The sequence below is a fragment of the Phenylobacterium conjunctum genome (genome assembly GCF_042679085.1).
Classification (GTDB): Bacteria; Pseudomonadota; Alphaproteobacteria; order Caulobacterales; family Caulobacteraceae; genus Phenylobacterium; species Phenylobacterium conjunctum.
Genome location: NZ_JBHTLQ010000003.1, coordinates 136,208 through 150,235 on the forward strand (window position 1 = coordinate 136,208; position 14,028 = coordinate 150,235).

14 protein-coding genes are annotated in these 14,028 nt (G+C 67.6%); 8 read left to right on the top strand and 6 right to left on the bottom strand.

The features are described from left to right. The gene (gene rnd / locus ACFQ27_RS02305; RefSeq protein ID WP_377352253.1) at positions 1–1,173 is read right to left on the bottom strand and encodes a ribonuclease D; all 1,173 of its coding nucleotides are present in this window, start codon (positions 1,171–1,173) and stop codon (positions 1–3) included. A 71-nt stretch (positions 1,174–1,244) separates the two neighbouring features. Here rnd and purM point away from each other — a divergent pair, with 71 nt between their 5' ends. Continuing rightward, positions 1,245–2,270 carry a phosphoribosylformylglycinamidine cyclo-ligase gene (purM, locus tag ACFQ27_RS02310; protein ID WP_377352254.1) on the top strand — a complete coding sequence of 342 codons (1,026 nt, stop codon included), beginning with the start codon at positions 1,245–1,247 and terminating at the stop codon, positions 2,268–2,270. Between the two features lie 3 nt (positions 2,271–2,273). Here purM and ACFQ27_RS02315 read toward each other — a convergent pair whose 3' ends face one another. Continuing rightward, positions 2,274–3,494, bottom strand: a complete 1,221-nt coding sequence (locus ACFQ27_RS02315; protein WP_377352255.1) for a CoA transferase — start codon at positions 3,492–3,494, stop codon at positions 2,274–2,276. A 282-nt stretch (positions 3,495–3,776) separates the two neighbouring features. Between ACFQ27_RS02315 and ACFQ27_RS02320 the strand changes: the two genes are divergently transcribed. From ACFQ27_RS02320 to ACFQ27_RS02330, 3 genes are all read left to right on the top strand, one after another. Next, the gene (locus tag ACFQ27_RS02320) at positions 3,777–4,361 is read left to right on the top strand and encodes a hypothetical protein (protein WP_377352256.1); all 585 of its coding nucleotides are present in this window, start codon (positions 3,777–3,779) and stop codon (positions 4,359–4,361) included. A gap of 287 nt (positions 4,362–4,648) precedes the next feature. Continuing rightward, positions 4,649–5,368, top strand: a complete 720-nt coding sequence (locus ACFQ27_RS02325; RefSeq protein WP_377352257.1) for a dienelactone hydrolase family protein — start codon at positions 4,649–4,651, stop codon at positions 5,366–5,368. A gap of 111 nt (positions 5,369–5,479) precedes the next feature. Next, positions 5,480–6,382 carry a hypothetical protein gene (locus tag ACFQ27_RS02330; RefSeq protein WP_377352259.1) on the top strand — a complete coding sequence of 301 codons (903 nt, stop codon included), beginning with the start codon at positions 5,480–5,482 and terminating at the stop codon, positions 6,380–6,382. 95 nt (positions 6,383–6,477) lie between these two features. Here the strand turns inward: ACFQ27_RS02330 and ndk are convergent, their stop codons facing one another. Beyond that, positions 6,478–6,897 carry a nucleoside-diphosphate kinase gene (gene ndk, locus ACFQ27_RS02335; RefSeq protein WP_374347673.1) on the bottom strand — a complete coding sequence of 140 codons (420 nt, stop codon included), beginning with the start codon at positions 6,895–6,897 and terminating at the stop codon, positions 6,478–6,480. Positions 6,898–7,284: 387 nt separating this feature from the next. On the opposite strand from ndk, the gene ACFQ27_RS02340 reads away from it, so the two are divergent. The 3 genes from ACFQ27_RS02340 (at position 7,285) to ACFQ27_RS02350 (ending at position 10,824) form a co-directional block, all read left to right on the top strand. Then, positions 7,285–9,165, top strand: coding sequence for an ABC-F family ATP-binding cassette domain-containing protein (locus tag ACFQ27_RS02340; RefSeq protein WP_377352261.1), 1,881 nt, complete (start codon positions 7,285–7,287; stop codon positions 9,163–9,165). A 51-nt stretch (positions 9,166–9,216) separates the two neighbouring features. Beyond that, positions 9,217–10,560: a M28 family peptidase gene (locus ACFQ27_RS02345; protein ID WP_377352262.1), complete on the top strand. Its 1,344-nt coding sequence runs from the start codon at positions 9,217–9,219 to the stop codon at positions 10,558–10,560. 102 nt (positions 10,561–10,662) lie between these two features. Further along, positions 10,663–10,824, top strand: a complete 162-nt coding sequence (locus tag ACFQ27_RS02350; RefSeq protein ID WP_374347667.1) for a hypothetical protein — start codon at positions 10,663–10,665, stop codon at positions 10,822–10,824. Here the strand turns inward: ACFQ27_RS02350 and ACFQ27_RS02355 are convergent. Together ACFQ27_RS02355 and ACFQ27_RS02360 are read right to left on the bottom strand one after the other, a co-directional pair. After that, positions 10,821–11,597, bottom strand: a complete 777-nt coding sequence (locus ACFQ27_RS02355) for a copper resistance protein B (RefSeq protein ID WP_377352264.1) — start codon at positions 11,595–11,597, stop codon at positions 10,821–10,823. The genes ACFQ27_RS02350 and ACFQ27_RS02355 overlap by 4 nt on opposite strands. Next, on the bottom strand, positions 11,594–13,348 hold the full coding sequence (locus ACFQ27_RS02360) for a copper resistance system multicopper oxidase (RefSeq protein ID WP_377352265.1): 1,755 nt from the start codon (positions 13,346–13,348) through the stop codon (positions 11,594–11,596). Before ACFQ27_RS02360 ends, ACFQ27_RS02355 begins: the two co-directional genes overlap by 4 nt. A gap of 111 nt (positions 13,349–13,459) precedes the next feature. On the opposite strand from ACFQ27_RS02360, the gene ACFQ27_RS02365 reads away from it, so the two are divergent. Next, on the top strand, positions 13,460–13,786 hold the full coding sequence (locus ACFQ27_RS02365; protein WP_374347662.1) for a copper-binding protein: 327 nt from the start codon (positions 13,460–13,462) through the stop codon (positions 13,784–13,786). Positions 13,787–13,790: 4 nt separating this feature from the next. Here ACFQ27_RS02365 and ACFQ27_RS02370 read toward each other — a convergent pair. Beyond that, positions 13,791–14,028: peptidase inhibitor I78 (locus tag ACFQ27_RS02370; RefSeq protein WP_377352267.1), on the bottom strand; the 238-nt coding region annotated here is incomplete at its 5' end.

Consider the following 14,028-nt stretch of genomic DNA (forward strand, 5'->3'; position numbering starts at 1 on the left):
CTATTCCGCGGCCTTGGGCGCCCGGCGCACTTCGACCACCCGTACGCGCGTGCCGTCGAGCACCAGGGCCAGTTCGCCGCGCTTGAGCTTCAGGGCGTCCTCACCAAAGGCCTCGCGGCGCCAGCCGGTCAGGGCCGGGGTCTTGGCCTCATCGTCATTGGCGATCTGTTCGAGGTCGGAGACCGTGGCGATCAGCTTGGAGGCCACACCCGCATCCTCGGCCCGCGCCTTCAACAGCACCTTCAGCAGCTCGACCACGGCGCCCGCCGCCGGCGACGGGGCCAGGCGGTTGCGCTCGATGACCGGAGCGTAGGCTTCCGGGTCCTTCAGGGCCTCGCGCACGGCGGCCAGCAGGTCGGGGCCAAAGCGCGAGCCCGAGAAGCCCTTGGGCACCGAGCGCAGGCGATCCAGCGCCGCCGCGTCGGTCGGGGCCTGGGTGGCCAGTTCGTCGATCGCCTCGTCCTTCAGGATGCGGCCGCGCGGCTGGTCGCGCATCTGGGCGGTGCGCTCGCGCCAGGCGGCGACGGCGCGATAGACCGCCAAGTACTTGGCCGTGTGCTTACGCGGCTTGAGCCGGCGCCAGGCGTTCTCCGGATCGACGTCGTAGTTCGCCGGGTCGCAGAGATTACCCATCTCGTCCATGACCCAGGCGAGCCGGCCTTCTTTTTCCAGCCGCGCCTTCAGCATCGGATAGAGCTTGGCCAGGTGGGTCACATCGGCCAGGGCGTAGGTCAGCTGGGCCTCGGTCAGGGGCCGTCGGGCCCAGTCGGTGAAGCGGCTCGACTTGTCGAGTTCGATCTTCAGCATCTGCCGCACCAGGGCGTCATAGGCGATCTGCTCGCCATAGCCCGCCGCCATGCCGGCGACCTGGGTGTCGAACAGAGGCTTGGGCATCGCCTTCAGATTATTGAAGATTTCGACGTCCTGGCGGGCGGCGTGGAAGACCTTGTCGATGGACTCGTCACGCAGGATTTCCAGGAACGGCTCGAGGTCCATGCCTTCGGCGAGCGGGTCGATCACCGCCTCGGCATTGGGCGCGGCGGCCTGGATCAGGCACAGCTTCGGCCAGTAGGTCGTCTCGCGCATGAACTCGGTGTCCACGGCGACGAAAGGCTGGCCTTTCAGCTTGTCACAGAACGCCGCGAGTTCGGCGGTGGTTGTAATCGGCGTCATCAATTAGCTATAGCCCCGCGCACACCCGAGTCTGCAACCCCGGCGGCGATTTTCTTGAGGTTTTACGTCCCATGAGCGATCGTCCGAACGGTCTCACCTACGCCCAGGCCGGCGTGGATATCGACGCCGGCAACGCCCTCATCGAGAAGATCAAGCCGTACGCCAAGGCCACCCGCCGTCCCGGCGCCGATGCAGCTCTGGGCGGCTTCGGCGCGCTGTTCGACCTCAAGGCGGCGGGCTACGCCGATCCCTTGCTCGTGTCCACTACCGATGGGGTCGGGACCAAGCTGAAGGTCGCCATCGACACCGGCCTGCATGACACCGTGGGGATCGACCTGGTCGGCATGTGCGTCAACGACCTGTTGGCCCAGGGCGCCGAGCCTCTGCTGTTCCTCGACTACTTCGCCACCGGCAAGCTGAATGTCGACGAGGCCGCCCGGGTCGTGGCCGGGATCGCCGAGGGCTGTTCTCTGGCCGGATGCGCCCTGGTCGGCGGTGAGACGGCTGAGATGCCGGGCATGTACAAGGAAGGCGACTACGACCTGGCCGGCTTTTCGGTGGGCGCGGTCGAGCGCGGCGCGGTCCTGCCCCGCCTGGGCGACCAGGCTGAGGGCGACCTGATCATCGGCCTGGGGTCGTCCGGTCCGCACTCCAACGGCTATTCGCTCGTCCGCCGCATTGTCGAGCGCTCGGGCCTTGGCTGGGACGCCCCGGCGCCGTTCGCGCAAGGCAAGACCCTGGCCCAGGCGCTGATGGCCCCGACACGGATCTACATCAAGTCGGTCCTGCCGCAGATCAAGGCCGGCCGGATCAAGGGCTGCGCCCACATCACCGGCGGCGGCCTGATCGAGAACCCGCCGCGCGCCATCGCCGACGGCCTGGAAGCCGAGTTCGACTGGAACGCCTGGCCCCTGCCCCCGGTCTTCGCCTGGCTGCAGGAGCAAGGCGGCGTGGCCGACCACGAGCTGCGCCGCACCTTCAACTGCGGGGTCGGCCTGATCCTGATCGTCGCCCCGGAAGACGCGCCGGACGTGCTGGAAGGCCTGCTGGCCGCCGGCGAGGACGCCTTTGTCTGCGGCCAGCTGAAAGCGAGCTAAGGCTCAGGCCTTGGGGCCGGCCACCACGCCGGCGTCGTGCAGCTTACCGATCTCGCCGGAGCTCATGCCGAGCACCTCGGCCAGCACCTCGTCGGTATGTTGGCCGAGCTTGGGCGCGGGTTGAACGGACAGGCGCTGGTCCTGCGGGATCGTGCCCATGGCGCCAGGCGCCGGATAGGTCAGGCCGCTCGGGTGCCGGATGTCCTCGAACAACGGGTTGTCCTTGAACAGGCGGGTGTCCTGCAGCGCGGCCTCCAGGGTCTGGTAGGCGCCCCAGGTCACGCCGCCGGCGTCGAAGGCCGGCGTCAGTTCGGCCGCCGTACGGGCCGCGAAGGCCTGCTCGAACAGCGGATAGAGCCGGGCGCGGTGGGTGAAGCGCAGCCCCTCGTCGGTGGCGAAGGAGACGCCGAGTTCGGCCTCCAGGGCGGCGACCGCAGGCGCGATAGACAGGGCCTCCAGCGCCTTGCTCCACTGCTTGGGCGTGATGGCCAGCAGCATCAGCTTCACCCCGTCCTTGGTGGTGAAGTCGCGGCCGAAGGCGCCGAAGATGTCGTTGCCCATGCGCGGCCGCTGATGGCCGGTCTGCAGGGTCTCGGCCACGAAGCCGAGATTGGCCATGGTCGCAGCCCCGATGTCCGACAGGGGCGCGCGGATCTCGCGTCCGCCCCGGCCGCGCAGACGCGCCAGCAGGGCCGAGACCAGGGCGAAGGAGCAGTAGGCGCCGGTCAGCAGGTCCCAGGCCGCGAGCACATGGTTCACCGGCCGCTCGTCGCCCACAGGCCCGGTCATCAGCGGCAGACCGATAGCCGAGTTGATCGTGTAGTCCATGCCCTGTGAGCCGTCGGCCCAGCCCATGACGCGAACGCAGATCAGGTCGGACCGCAGGGCCGAGAGCTTGTCGTAGGACAGGAAGCCGTCGACCGGGAAGTTGGTGACAAACAGGCCGCCGTCCTCGCCGGGCGAGGCCGCCAGGCGCTGGGCCAGTTCGCGGCCCGCCGGACTGGTCAGGTCGATGGCCACCGACTTCTTGGACTTGTTCAGCCCTTCCCAATAGAGGCTCTTGCCCTCGTGGCTCAGGGGCCAGCGGTTGAAGTCCGGCCCGCCGCCAATGTTGTCGAAGCGGATCACCTCGGCGCCCATCTGGGCCAGGTAGAGCCCGCAGGTCGGCCCGGCGACGAAGGCCGCGCCTTCAACGACGCGAAGGCCTTTCAGAAGGTCGTACATGGGCGGGGCTCCTGACGTGTCTGTTCCGGCGCCCTGGCTATCTCAGAGGGGCCGAGCCGGGAAGGATGGCCGTTACGGCAAGCGGTTTGACGTCAACATGGACGAACGGGTTTCCGGCGTGGACGACCAACCCTGCGGAACTACCATTATCCTTTATTATTCAATCGTTTCGAGCCCCCTCTGTTCGCGACTTCGGGGCGGCCCCACCCTGTCTGGGCGCCCCGAAGCTTGGCGCCGTGCGCAGGCGCATGGGAGGTCTTCGCCGAGCTCCTGGAGACGCCCATGCTGTTCCTCTTCGCCGCGCTGGTTCTGGCCGCCGCCACACCCGACGTCGGGCCTCCGACCGTGAACGGCGTCTTTGCGCAGCCCGACGTCTGCCCCGGCGAAGGGTGCGACACCACGATGTGGTGGCGCGCCAAGGCCAGTGTCCCGCTCTACAAGGCGCCGGGTTCGCCCCGGATCATCGGCTACGCCAAGCCCGGGGATCGCGCGGCGGTCCGCGAGACCCTCTATTGGAGCCACCCGCAGCGCGGGGTCGTGCTGATCGACGCCCCGCCCTTCAAGCAAGGCGATGTCATCTATGCGCTGATCCCGGAGGGCGAGGGTTATACGACGGTGTGGCGCCGCGGCGAACAACTCACCCTGCCGCCGGACGACGAACTCGATTCCCAGGGTCGTCAGGTGGTCCAGTGGAACGAGGCTCCCCGGCCGGATGACATCTGGTGGGTCAAAGTCCGCACCAGCCACGGCCTGACCGGCTGGCTGAAGGACCCAGAGGCCTTTGCCTGCATGGGCAAGCTGGCGGGCGACGAGAACTGCGTGGACGCGCCCCAGCCCAAGGGTCGCGCGGCGGCGTCTCAGCCCTGAAGCGCCCTCGCCTGGGGCATGCTCGAAAGAGGTTTTGACCACCAACCACACGAAAAACACGAACGAGATCCCGCCCACGCCTCCGCTCACCCCGGCGAAGGCCGGGGCCCAGATCATAGGGCCCGTGGCGAGGACGATTGGGCGCCGCGGACTTCACCTGGATCCCCGCCTTCGCCGGGATGAGCGGGTGGGAGGGCCGGCTCGGCCTGTTCGTGTTTTTCGTGTTTTTCGTGGTTCCTCTCGCGGCGCCCTCCCCTAAGCTCCGCCGCAACAGGGAGAGACACGACATGGACGGCGCACGCGTCACCTACACCGCTGAGGGCATCGAGTTCGTGGGGCGGCTGTTCGAGCCGGCGGGGTCCGGCCCCGCGCCTGGGGTGATCGTGGCCCATGAATCACCCGGCGTGACCGAGCACACCCTGGCGGCGGCGCGCCGGCTGGCGGGGTTGGGGTTCGTGGCCCTGGCCACCGACTATCAGGGCGGCGGCGAGGTGGTGACCGACCGGGCCGAGATGGGGCGGCGCTATGCGATGTTCATGGCCGACCCGGCGCACATCCAGGCCCGGTTGGGCGCGGCGCTGGAGGCGGTGAAGGCCCATCCGCGCACCGACGCCTCAAGGCTGGCGGCGGTAGGCTTCTGCTATGGCGGCACGGCGGTGACGGAGCTGGCGCGCACGGGCGCCGACCTCAAGGCCGTGGTCGGCTTTCACTGCGGGCTCTCGACCGTCCGGCCGCAGGACAGCGCCAAGATCACCGGCAAGGTGCTGATGCACATCGGCGCCCAGGACCCCACGGTCCCGGCCGAGCAACGGACCGCGTTCGAGGCGGACATGGAGGCCGCCGGTGTCGACTGGCGGCTGCTGGTCTATGGCCGCACGGTCCACAGCTTCACCAACCCCGAGGCCGACAGCTGGGGCATGCCCGGCTTCGCCTACAGCTCCGACAGCGATGCGCGGGCCTGGCGGGCGACGGAGGACCTGATGCGGGAGGTGGGGTTGGTAGGGTAGCGCCACACGCAGGAATAGATGTAGCTCGATGCGTGCCCCTCGCTGGCACCACGTTCGTGGCTAGGCGTCGCAAGGCAACCGCCTCACAATCTAAAGCAGGTTAACCGAGCCATGCACATTCCACGCGAAATCCTAAAGACCGTTGCTTTTGTTTGCTTCCGCAACAAAATCTCGGGGAGCCTGGTGCCTGTTGGCTCTTCTTTCTTTTTGGGCATTCAACCGGATGCCAACGTTCCATGGGCGTCGAACGTATTCATCACTACAGCTCGCCACGTGATTGACGGCCTTGCTGCGCAGGGATGTGAGTCGTGCGTCATCCGAATGAACGCGAAATCCCCAAATCAGACTTTCGTAGAAATTGAAATTCCCATCTCTGAATGGAAATTCAACAAGACTGACGACAGTATTGATGTCGCAATATGTGAGCATGGACTCCCGGCCGACGCCGATCATCTAGTTCTGCCAATGACGTTAGGCGCGTCTGACGCGATACTTTCTGAGTATGGCGTTGACATTGGAGAAGATGTATTCGTAAGTGGACTATTCGCCCATCATTTCGGAAATGAGAAAAATATCCCAATCGTGCGGGTGGGCAACATTGCGGCAATGAATGAAGAACGAATAAAAACTAGGAAAGGCGACATGGATGCCTTTCTGATAGAGGCGCGATCTATAGGTGGCCTAAGCGGCTCACCGGTATTCATAAATTTCGGCGCAATGCGCCAAGTAGGAAATTCAACTCTCCTCGGAGCACCCGGCCCTCAACACGTCTTACTGGGGCTAATACATGGGCATTTTGACGTAAAAAAAAATGATATCAGCAGCGATCAAATCACAGAAGATGCGATCAAGGATAGCGTGAACGCCGGAATCGCCATCGTGGTACCATTTGAAGCCATTAAAGAAACGATCTCTCAGCACCTCAATGACTCGAGTCTTTCAGCAGATTTGAACAGATTTAACGTCGCTAACACTGCGCTTCAGTTCTCGCGGAGTCTGGTCCAGCGCACGTAAAGGCCGAGACCTACAAACACACGAAAAACCCCTCCCAGCTCGCGCCAGGAGGGGTCTGATCTCGCGGTCCTTTCCGCCCCGAGGGGCGGGCGGGATTAGCCGGCGATGTCGGCGTCGGTGAAGAACTGGGCGATTTCGATCGCGGCGTTCTCCAGGCTGTCGGAGCCGTGGACCGAGTTCTCGCCGACGTTCAGGGCGAACAGCTTGCGGATGGTGCCTTCGGCGGCTTGTTCCGGGTTCGTGGCACCCATGACTTCACGGTACTTGGCGACGGCGTTTTCGCCTTCCAACACCTGAACGACGACCGGGGCCGAGGTCATGGTCTCGACCAGTTCGCCGTAGAACGGGCGCTCCTTGTGGACCTCGTAGAACTTCTTGGCCTGGGCCTCGGTCATCTGGATGCGGCGCTGAGCGACGATGCGCAGGCCGGCGCCTTCGATGACGGCGTTGATCTTGCCGGTGATGTTGCGCTTGGTGGCGTCCGGCTTGATGATCGAGAAGGTGCGTTGAGTCATGATCTTGCGAGCTTTTCTTGTGGAGGTTTGCGCGGGCGGTCCCGCCCAAAGGGTGCGGGCTCATAGCAGCCCCGTGTGACAACGCCAAGCATGGGGCGGTGTGGGCTGATTTTTCGATCCACGAACCACACGAACCACACGAACCCAGTCAGCTCACCCCGGCGAACGCCGAGGGCCTTGTGCCGGGGCATTTGTGAAGGCCAGGGAGCGATCCGATCCTTGAAACGCAGAACTCCAGAATCTGGGCCCCGGCGTTCGCCGGGGCGAGCGGAGGATGAACGCGCGCACCCAGCCCGACCGGTTCCCTAGGTTCGTGTGGTTCGTGTGGTTCGTGGACAACTTGGCGGCGCGACGCCGCAAGCCGCGTCTGCTAAAGGCGCGGCCGCCATGTTGCTGATACGCGATCTGACCTTCGATTCCTGGGGCCGCCGGTTCTTTGACCATGCGACCGTGAGCCTGCCTGTGGGCGCCAAGGTGGGGCTGGTGGGGCGTAATGGGGTTGGGAAGTCGACCCTGTTCAAGCTGATCCTGGGCCAGCTGGGCGCGGGCGATGGCGAGATCAGCTATCCCAAGACCGCGCGGATCGCCTCCGTCGACCAGGAGCATCCGGCGACGCCGGTGTCGCTGCTGGACACGGTGCTGGAGGCCGACGAGGAGCGGGCGAGCCTCTTGGCAGAGCTGGAGACCGCGGCGCCGGAGCGGATGGGCGACATCTATGGCCGGCTGTCGGAGATCGGCGCCGACCGGGCGCCCAGCCGGGCGGCGGAAATCCTGGCGGGCCTGGGCTTTTCCCACGCCGATCTCAGTCGGCCGATGGCCGAGTTCTCTGGCGGCTGGCGGATGCGGGTGGCCCTGGCCGCGGCCCTGTTCGCCGAGCCCGACCTGCTGCTGCTCGACGAGCCGACCAACTATCTCGATCTGGAAGGCGCCCTGTGGCTCGAGGCGCGGCTGAAGAAGTACCCGCACACGGCCCTGATCATCAGCCACGACCGGGACATCCTGAACAACTCGGTCGACCACATCCTGCACCTGGCGAGCGGCAAGCTGGAGCTCTATCCGGGCGGCTATGACGACTTCGAGCAGCAGCGGGCCGAGCGCGACCGGCTGCAGGAATCCACCCGCGCCAAGGTCGAGGCCCAGCGGGCGCACCTGCAGTCCTTTGTCGACAGGTTCCGGGCCAAGGCGTCCAAGGCGACCCAGGCCCAGTCGCGCCTGAAGATGCTGTCGCGCCTGCCGCCGGTCTCGGCGGTGGTGGCCGAGCACACCGCCCCCTTCGTCCTGCCCTCGCCGGAAAAGCCGGTGGCCCCGCCCCTGTTGCGGCTGGAAGGCGTCTCGACGGGCTATGGCGACGGCAAGCCGATCCTGCGGAACATGAACCTGCGGCTGGACCTGGACGACCGCATCGGCCTGCTGGGGGTGAACGGGGCCGGCAAGTCGACCTTCGCCAAGCTGGTGGCGGGCGCCCTGGAGGCGACGGCGGGGGAGTTCCGGCGCGACCGGCGGATGAAGGTCGGCTGGTTCCACCAGCACCAGATCGAGGCGATGGACCCGGCGGACACGCCGCTGGACATCATCCGGCGCGCCATGCCGGAGGCGACCGAGGCCGCGCGGCGCTCGCGCCTGGCCCAGTTCGGTCTGGGCGTTCAGAAGGTCGAGACTCAGGTTGCGGACCTGTCGGGGGGCGAGCGGGCGCGGCTGCTGCTGAACCTGGTGGCCATGGAGGCCCCGCACCTGCTGATCCTCGACGAGCCCACCAACCACTTGGACATCGACTCGCGCCGGGCCCTGCTGGATGCGCTGAACGACTATGAGGGCGCGGTGCTGCTGATCGCCCACGACCGGTCGCTGATGGAGATGGTGGCCGACCGGCTGTGGCTGGCCGCCGACGGGACTATCGCGCCCTTCGACGGCGACATGGAAGACTATGCCCGCATGGTGGTCGAGCGCGCCAAGGCCCAGGCCCGCGCCCCGACCCAGGTGCGCGAAGAAGCCCCGCCCCCGCCGCCCAAGCCCGCACCCGCCCGCGCCAAGGTCCCCACCGGGCCCGCGCGTCGCCGGGCCGAACAGGCCGAAGCCGCCATGCACCGGGCCAGCGAGGCTGTGGCCAAGCTCGACCAGGCCCTGACCGACCCACAGATCTTCGCCAAGGACCCGCAGAAGGCCGCGGCCCTGGGGCGCCAGCGCGAAGAGGCCCAGGCCAAGCTGGAGGCCGCCGAGCACGAATGGCTGGAGGCGGTCGAAGCGTATGAGGCGTTGAAGGAGGGGTGACGCGCGGGGCGGACGGGCTAAGGTCCCTCCGCAGTCCTTTCGGAGTCTCCCATGCGTCGTTTCCTGCCCCTGCTCGCCGCGCCGGTCCTGATGGCGGCGGCGCCCGCGCCCAAGCCTGAGATCGCCAAGGCGGTCAGTGAGGTCAGCGCCGACCGGTTGAAGGCGACGATCACCAAGCTGGTCGGTTTCGGCACCCGGCACACCCTGTCGGACCGGACCTCCGAAACCCGTGGCATCGGCGCGGCTGAGCGCTGGACGGCGTCAGAGTTCGAGGCGATGTCCAAGGCCTGTGGCGGCTGCCTGGAGGTTCAGGTTCCCAAGACGGTGTTTGAGGGCCGCCGTCTGCCCGGCCCGACGGCCATCGGCGCGATCCTGGCGATCCAGAAGGGGACCAGCGATCCGAACCGGGTGATCGTGATCTCCGGCCACATCGACAGCCGGGTGAGCGATCCGATGAACGCCACGGCCGACGCGCCCGGCACCAATGACGACGGCTCTGGCACCGCCGCGGTGATCGAGGCCGCGCGGGTGCTGTCCAAGTACAAGTTCCCCGCCACCCTGGTGTTTGCGGTGCTGGAGGGCGAGGAACAGGGGCTCTATGGCGGCAGGGTGCTGGCGGCTTTCGCCCGCGAGCGCGGCTGGGTGGTCGAGGCCAACCTGAACAACGACATCGTCGGCAATACCCACGGCTCGTCCGGCGCACACGACGACAAGCATGTCCGGGTGTTCTCTGAAGGCACCAAGACCCTGGAGACGCCGGAACAGGCCAGCCAGCGGCGCTATAATGGCGGCGAGGTCGACAGCCCCTCACGCAATGTGGCGCGGTTCCTGGACGGGATCGCCGACGCCTATGTGAAGGACCTGGACGTGGTGATGGTCTATCGCACCGACCGGTTCGGCCGGGGCGGCGACCAGACCGAGATGCTCAACGCCGGCTTCCCGGCGGTGCGGGTGACCGAGGCCGCCGAGAACTATGACCGCCAGCACCAGGACCTTCGCACCGAGAACGGCCGCGCCTACGGCGATGTGCTCGAGGGCGTCGACTTCCCCTATCTCGCCAAGGTGACCAAGATGAACGTCGCGGCCATGGCGGCCCTGGCGCGGGCCCCGGCCCCGCCGCGCGGCGTGAAGATCGAGGGCCAGGTCTCGCCGGACACCAAGGTCAGCTGGGAGCCCGTGGCCGGGGCCAGCGGCTATCGCATCCACTGGCGCTCGACGACAGCGCCGCAGTGGGAGCATTCGAAGGACGTGGCGGCCTCGGGCGAGGTGCTGAAGGGCGTGGTGATCGACGACTGGTTCTTCGGCGTCTCGGCTGTCGCCCCGACCGGGGATGAGAGCCCGGTGGTGTTCCCCGGCCCGGCCGGCGATTTCGTCACCCCGCCGCCGGCCAAGTAGGCGCCGATACCTGTTTTGGGGCGAGGCTGCGGCGGGAACGCTTCCCTTCGCAGGCTCAGGCGCTATCCTTCATGAAACCGTCACGGTGAGCGAGGGCCCGCGATGAAGCTGTCCAAGACCCAGCGGGCCCTGGCCCTGGCCATGGTGATCGTCGCCGGCATGTCTGGCCTCGCCGCCGCCCAGGTCAATCCAGCGCCGCTTGAACCGGTGGTTCTGGAACAGGAGCTCGCCCAGCTGGGCGTCGAGCCGATCAAACTGGACTAGTTCCAGGCTCTTATCCCGACCACGATCCGGCTGCCGCCGACATCTTCCCCCGCCGCGCGGGCGATGGAGGCCGTCTCGCCCAGCTTGCGCTCCCAGGCCAGGCCCACATAGGGCGCGAACCGGCGGCTGACCTCATAGCGCAGGCGCAGGCCCGCCTCGGCCCGGGTCAGGCCGGCGCCGAGACCGAGGGCGTCCGAATCGCGGGCCGCCGCCTCCAGCTCGGCGCGGGGCTGCAGGATCAGGCGCTGGGTGATGCGCAGATCGAAGCTGCCCTCCCCGCGCGCCAGCACCTCGCTCCGGTCGGAGACGAAGACCGCGCCCTGGACGTCGAACCAGTAGGGCGCGAGCCCTTCGGTCCCCAGAAGGGCCCAGGTGCGGTGCGGGCCTGAACCCAGATCCTGGCGCAGGCCGGCCTGGACATCGAAATAGGGTCCGATGGCCCGCGACCACAGGGCCTGGACCTCGGCGGTGTCCGGGCGCTCGCCCTCGGCGCCTTCGCCACGGGTCTTGAAAACGGCGCGGGTCAGGTCGCCGCCGACCCAGGCTCGCCCCTCCCAGGCATAGGCGCCGTCGCCGACCTCGAGGCTGTCGGCCATGACCTGCGAATAGCGCATCCCGCCGTGCTCCTGGCGCAGGACCGCGCGGGCGCGGGCCATGGCGGCGGGATCAAAGTCGCGGTCGGCGGTGTGGTCGCTCGGGACCGGCGGGGGCGCATTGGTCTGGGCGAGCGCGGGACTGGCGACCAGGGCGGCGGCGAGGACCAGGGCCTTCATGCCTTGGCCTCCGGCCGCACGGTGACCACCCGGAACATGCCGGCGTGCATGTGGTAGAGCATGTGGCAGTGCATGGCCCAATCCCCGACCGCCTCGGCGGTGAGATCGAAGACCACCTTGCCGCCCGGCTGGACCGTCACAGTGTGCTTGCGCGGCTTGTGGCCGTCCGGGCCATGAACCAGCTCGAAGAAGTGGCCGTGCAGGTGGATGGGATGGGCCATCATGGTGTCGTTGACCAGGGTCACCCGCACGCGCTCGCCCTCGCGGAACGGATAGGGCGGCGGATCCTCGGCATAGGACAGGCCATCGAAGCCCCACATGAACCGCTCCATGTTGCCGGTAAGGTGGATCTCGAGGGTGCGGGTTGGGGCCCGGGTGTCGGGATTGGGGGCCAGCGCGACCAGGTCGCGATAGGTCAGCACCCGGTGGCCGACGCTCTCCAGCCCCTGGCCCGGCTCGCCGGTGCGGTCGGTGACGATAGGGGTGATGCTCTGAACACCAGGGGTCAGCTTGACGCTGGGCGCATTGAGCGGATCGCGCATGGACATCTCCATGCCGCCCATGTCGCCCATCACGTCTGAGCCGCGCGGCTTGACCGGCGCCATGCCGGGCGGAGGCGGAGGCGGCGCGGCCTTGCGCGGTCCGCCCATGGTCATGGCGCTCATGTCCATGCCCATGTCGCGCATGGTTCCCAGGGGGCGCTCGCGCAGGGGCGGAAACTCTGCCGCCATGCCGGGCCGCGGCGCCAGGATCGCCCGCGCCATGCCCGACCGGTCCACGGCTTCCGCGACCACGGCGTAGGCGCGATCCTCGGTGGGCTGGACGATCAGGTCATAGGTCTCAGCGTTGGCGATCTGCAGCTCGTCGACCTCGATGGGCCGCACCGCCTGGCCGTCGGCGGCGACGACCGTCAGCTTCAGGCCCGGAATGCGCAGGTTGAAGATGGTCTGGGCGGCGGCGTTGATGATCCGCAGGCGGACCCGCTCGCCTGTCCGCGCAAGGCCGGACCAGGGTTCACCCGGCGCGCGGCCATTCAGAAGATAGGTGAAGGCGGATCCCGTAATGTCTGAAATATCCGTGGGATCCATGAGCATCTTGGCCCACTCCCGGCGCTCCGCCAGGGTCTGGTCACGGCCCCTGAGCAGGCCGGCCAGGGTCTGCTTCTGAAAATTGAAGTAGCCCGGCTGCTGCTTCAGGCGCGTCATCAGGACGTGCGGGTGGGTGAAGCTGAAATCCGAGAGCATGATCACATGCTCACGGTCGCTGACGATGGGATCGGGGCCAGCCGGATCGATGATCAACGGCGCATAGTGGCCCATCGGCTCCTGCAGGCCGGAGTGGCTGTGATACCAGTAGGTGCCGGACTGGATCAGCGGGAACTCGTAGACAAAGGTCTCGCCCGGTCGGATCCCCGGAAAGCTGAGGCCCGGAACCCCGTCGTACTTGGAGGGGACCAGCAGGCCGTGCCAGTGGATCGAGGTGTCCTCAGCCAGGCGGTTCTCCACTGCCAGGCGGACCTTCTGGCCCTCCTTCAGGCGCAGCAGCGGTCCGGGAACGGTTCCGTTGATCGTGACGGCGTGGCCGTCCCGGCCGCCCACCCGCAGCATGCCGTGGTCGATCACAAGCTTGAGGTCGGCGCCCGACAGCTCACGCCCCGGACCCGCGGTCGCCGCCTGGGCCCAGCCCGGCGCAAGGCCCAGGGCGACCCCGCCGGCGAGGAGGTGACGCCGATGTGGGTTGGAGATCGTCATGGCCTGTCCAGGGGATCGTCTGCGCTTATTCGGTCGCAGACCGCAAAGGGTTTCATCCTGCGATCCAGAGCCTAGATATGCCGCACCTGGTTCGCCTCAAGAGTTGTCGCCGTGAAACTTCCGATCCTCGCCGTCGTCGCCGCCCTCGCCGCCGCCCCCGCCCTGGCTCAGGGGATGGACGGGCATGCAGGCCATCACATGGCCGCTGAAGACGCGCCGGCGTCTGCACAAGGAACCGGGGTGATCCGCAAGCTGGACGCCAAGACCGGCGCTCTGACCCTGCAGCACGGACCGATCGCGGCCCTGGGCTGGCCGGCCATGACCATGCCGTTCCAGGCCAAGCCGGAACTGCTGGCGGGGCTGAAGGTCGGCCAGTCGGTCACCTTCACCGTCGAGGCAGGCGAGCCGCCGGTGATCACGGCGATCAAGGCCAACTAGGGCCTCAGCCGCAGCGCACCTCTTTGATGATCCCGGTCTCGGCGTCGTAGAAGAAGTTCAGGCGGCGCGGATTGAAGTCCAGCGTCACCGGACAGGTCGTGCAGGCCACGCGCTGCAGGGCCGGCAGAACCGGCACCGGGATTTCTGTGCGCAGGCGTCCCACATAGGTCTGCGCCTCGGCGGCGCCGCACGCGTCAGCCGGCCGGATCGGCGGCGCGGGTCGCGGCGCAGGGGCCGGCGCG

Bases quoted from the DNA above. Each gene is read 5' to 3' on its own strand.
- ACFQ27_RS02345 (WP_377352262.1), top strand. From the start codon at position 9,217: ATGCGTCGTTTCCTGCCCCTGCTCGCCGCGCCGGTCCTGATGGCGGCG.
- ACFQ27_RS02320 (WP_377352256.1), top strand. From the start codon at position 3,777: ATGCTGTTCCTCTTCGCCGCGCTGGTTCTGGCCGCCGCCACACCCGAC.
- ACFQ27_RS02340 (WP_377352261.1), top strand. From the start codon at position 7,285: ATGTTGCTGATACGCGATCTGACCTTCGATTCCTGGGGCCGCCGGTTC.
- ACFQ27_RS02350 (WP_374347667.1), top strand. From the start codon at position 10,663: ATGAAGCTGTCCAAGACCCAGCGGGCCCTGGCCCTGGCCATGGTGATC.
- ndk (WP_374347673.1), bottom strand. From the start codon at position 6,897: ATGACTCAACGCACCTTCTCGATCATCAAGCCGGACGCCACCAAGCGC.
- ACFQ27_RS02315 (WP_377352255.1), bottom strand. From the start codon at position 3,494: ATGTACGACCTTCTGAAAGGCCTTCGCGTCGTTGAAGGCGCGGCCTTC.
- purM (WP_377352254.1), top strand. From the start codon at position 1,245: ATGAGCGATCGTCCGAACGGTCTCACCTACGCCCAGGCCGGCGTGGAT.
- rnd (WP_377352253.1), bottom strand. From the start codon at position 1,173: ATGACGCCGATTACAACCACCGCCGAACTCGCGGCGTTCTGTGACAAG.
- ACFQ27_RS02325 (WP_377352257.1), top strand. From the start codon at position 4,649: ATGGACGGCGCACGCGTCACCTACACCGCTGAGGGCATCGAGTTCGTG.
- ACFQ27_RS02330 (WP_377352259.1), top strand. From the start codon at position 5,480: ATGCACATTCCACGCGAAATCCTAAAGACCGTTGCTTTTGTTTGCTTC.
- ACFQ27_RS02355 (WP_377352264.1), bottom strand. From the start codon at position 11,597: ATGAAGGCCCTGGTCCTCGCCGCCGCCCTGGTCGCCAGTCCCGCGCTC.
- ACFQ27_RS02360 (WP_377352265.1), bottom strand. From the start codon at position 13,348: ATGACGATCTCCAACCCACATCGGCGTCACCTCCTCGCCGGCGGGGTC.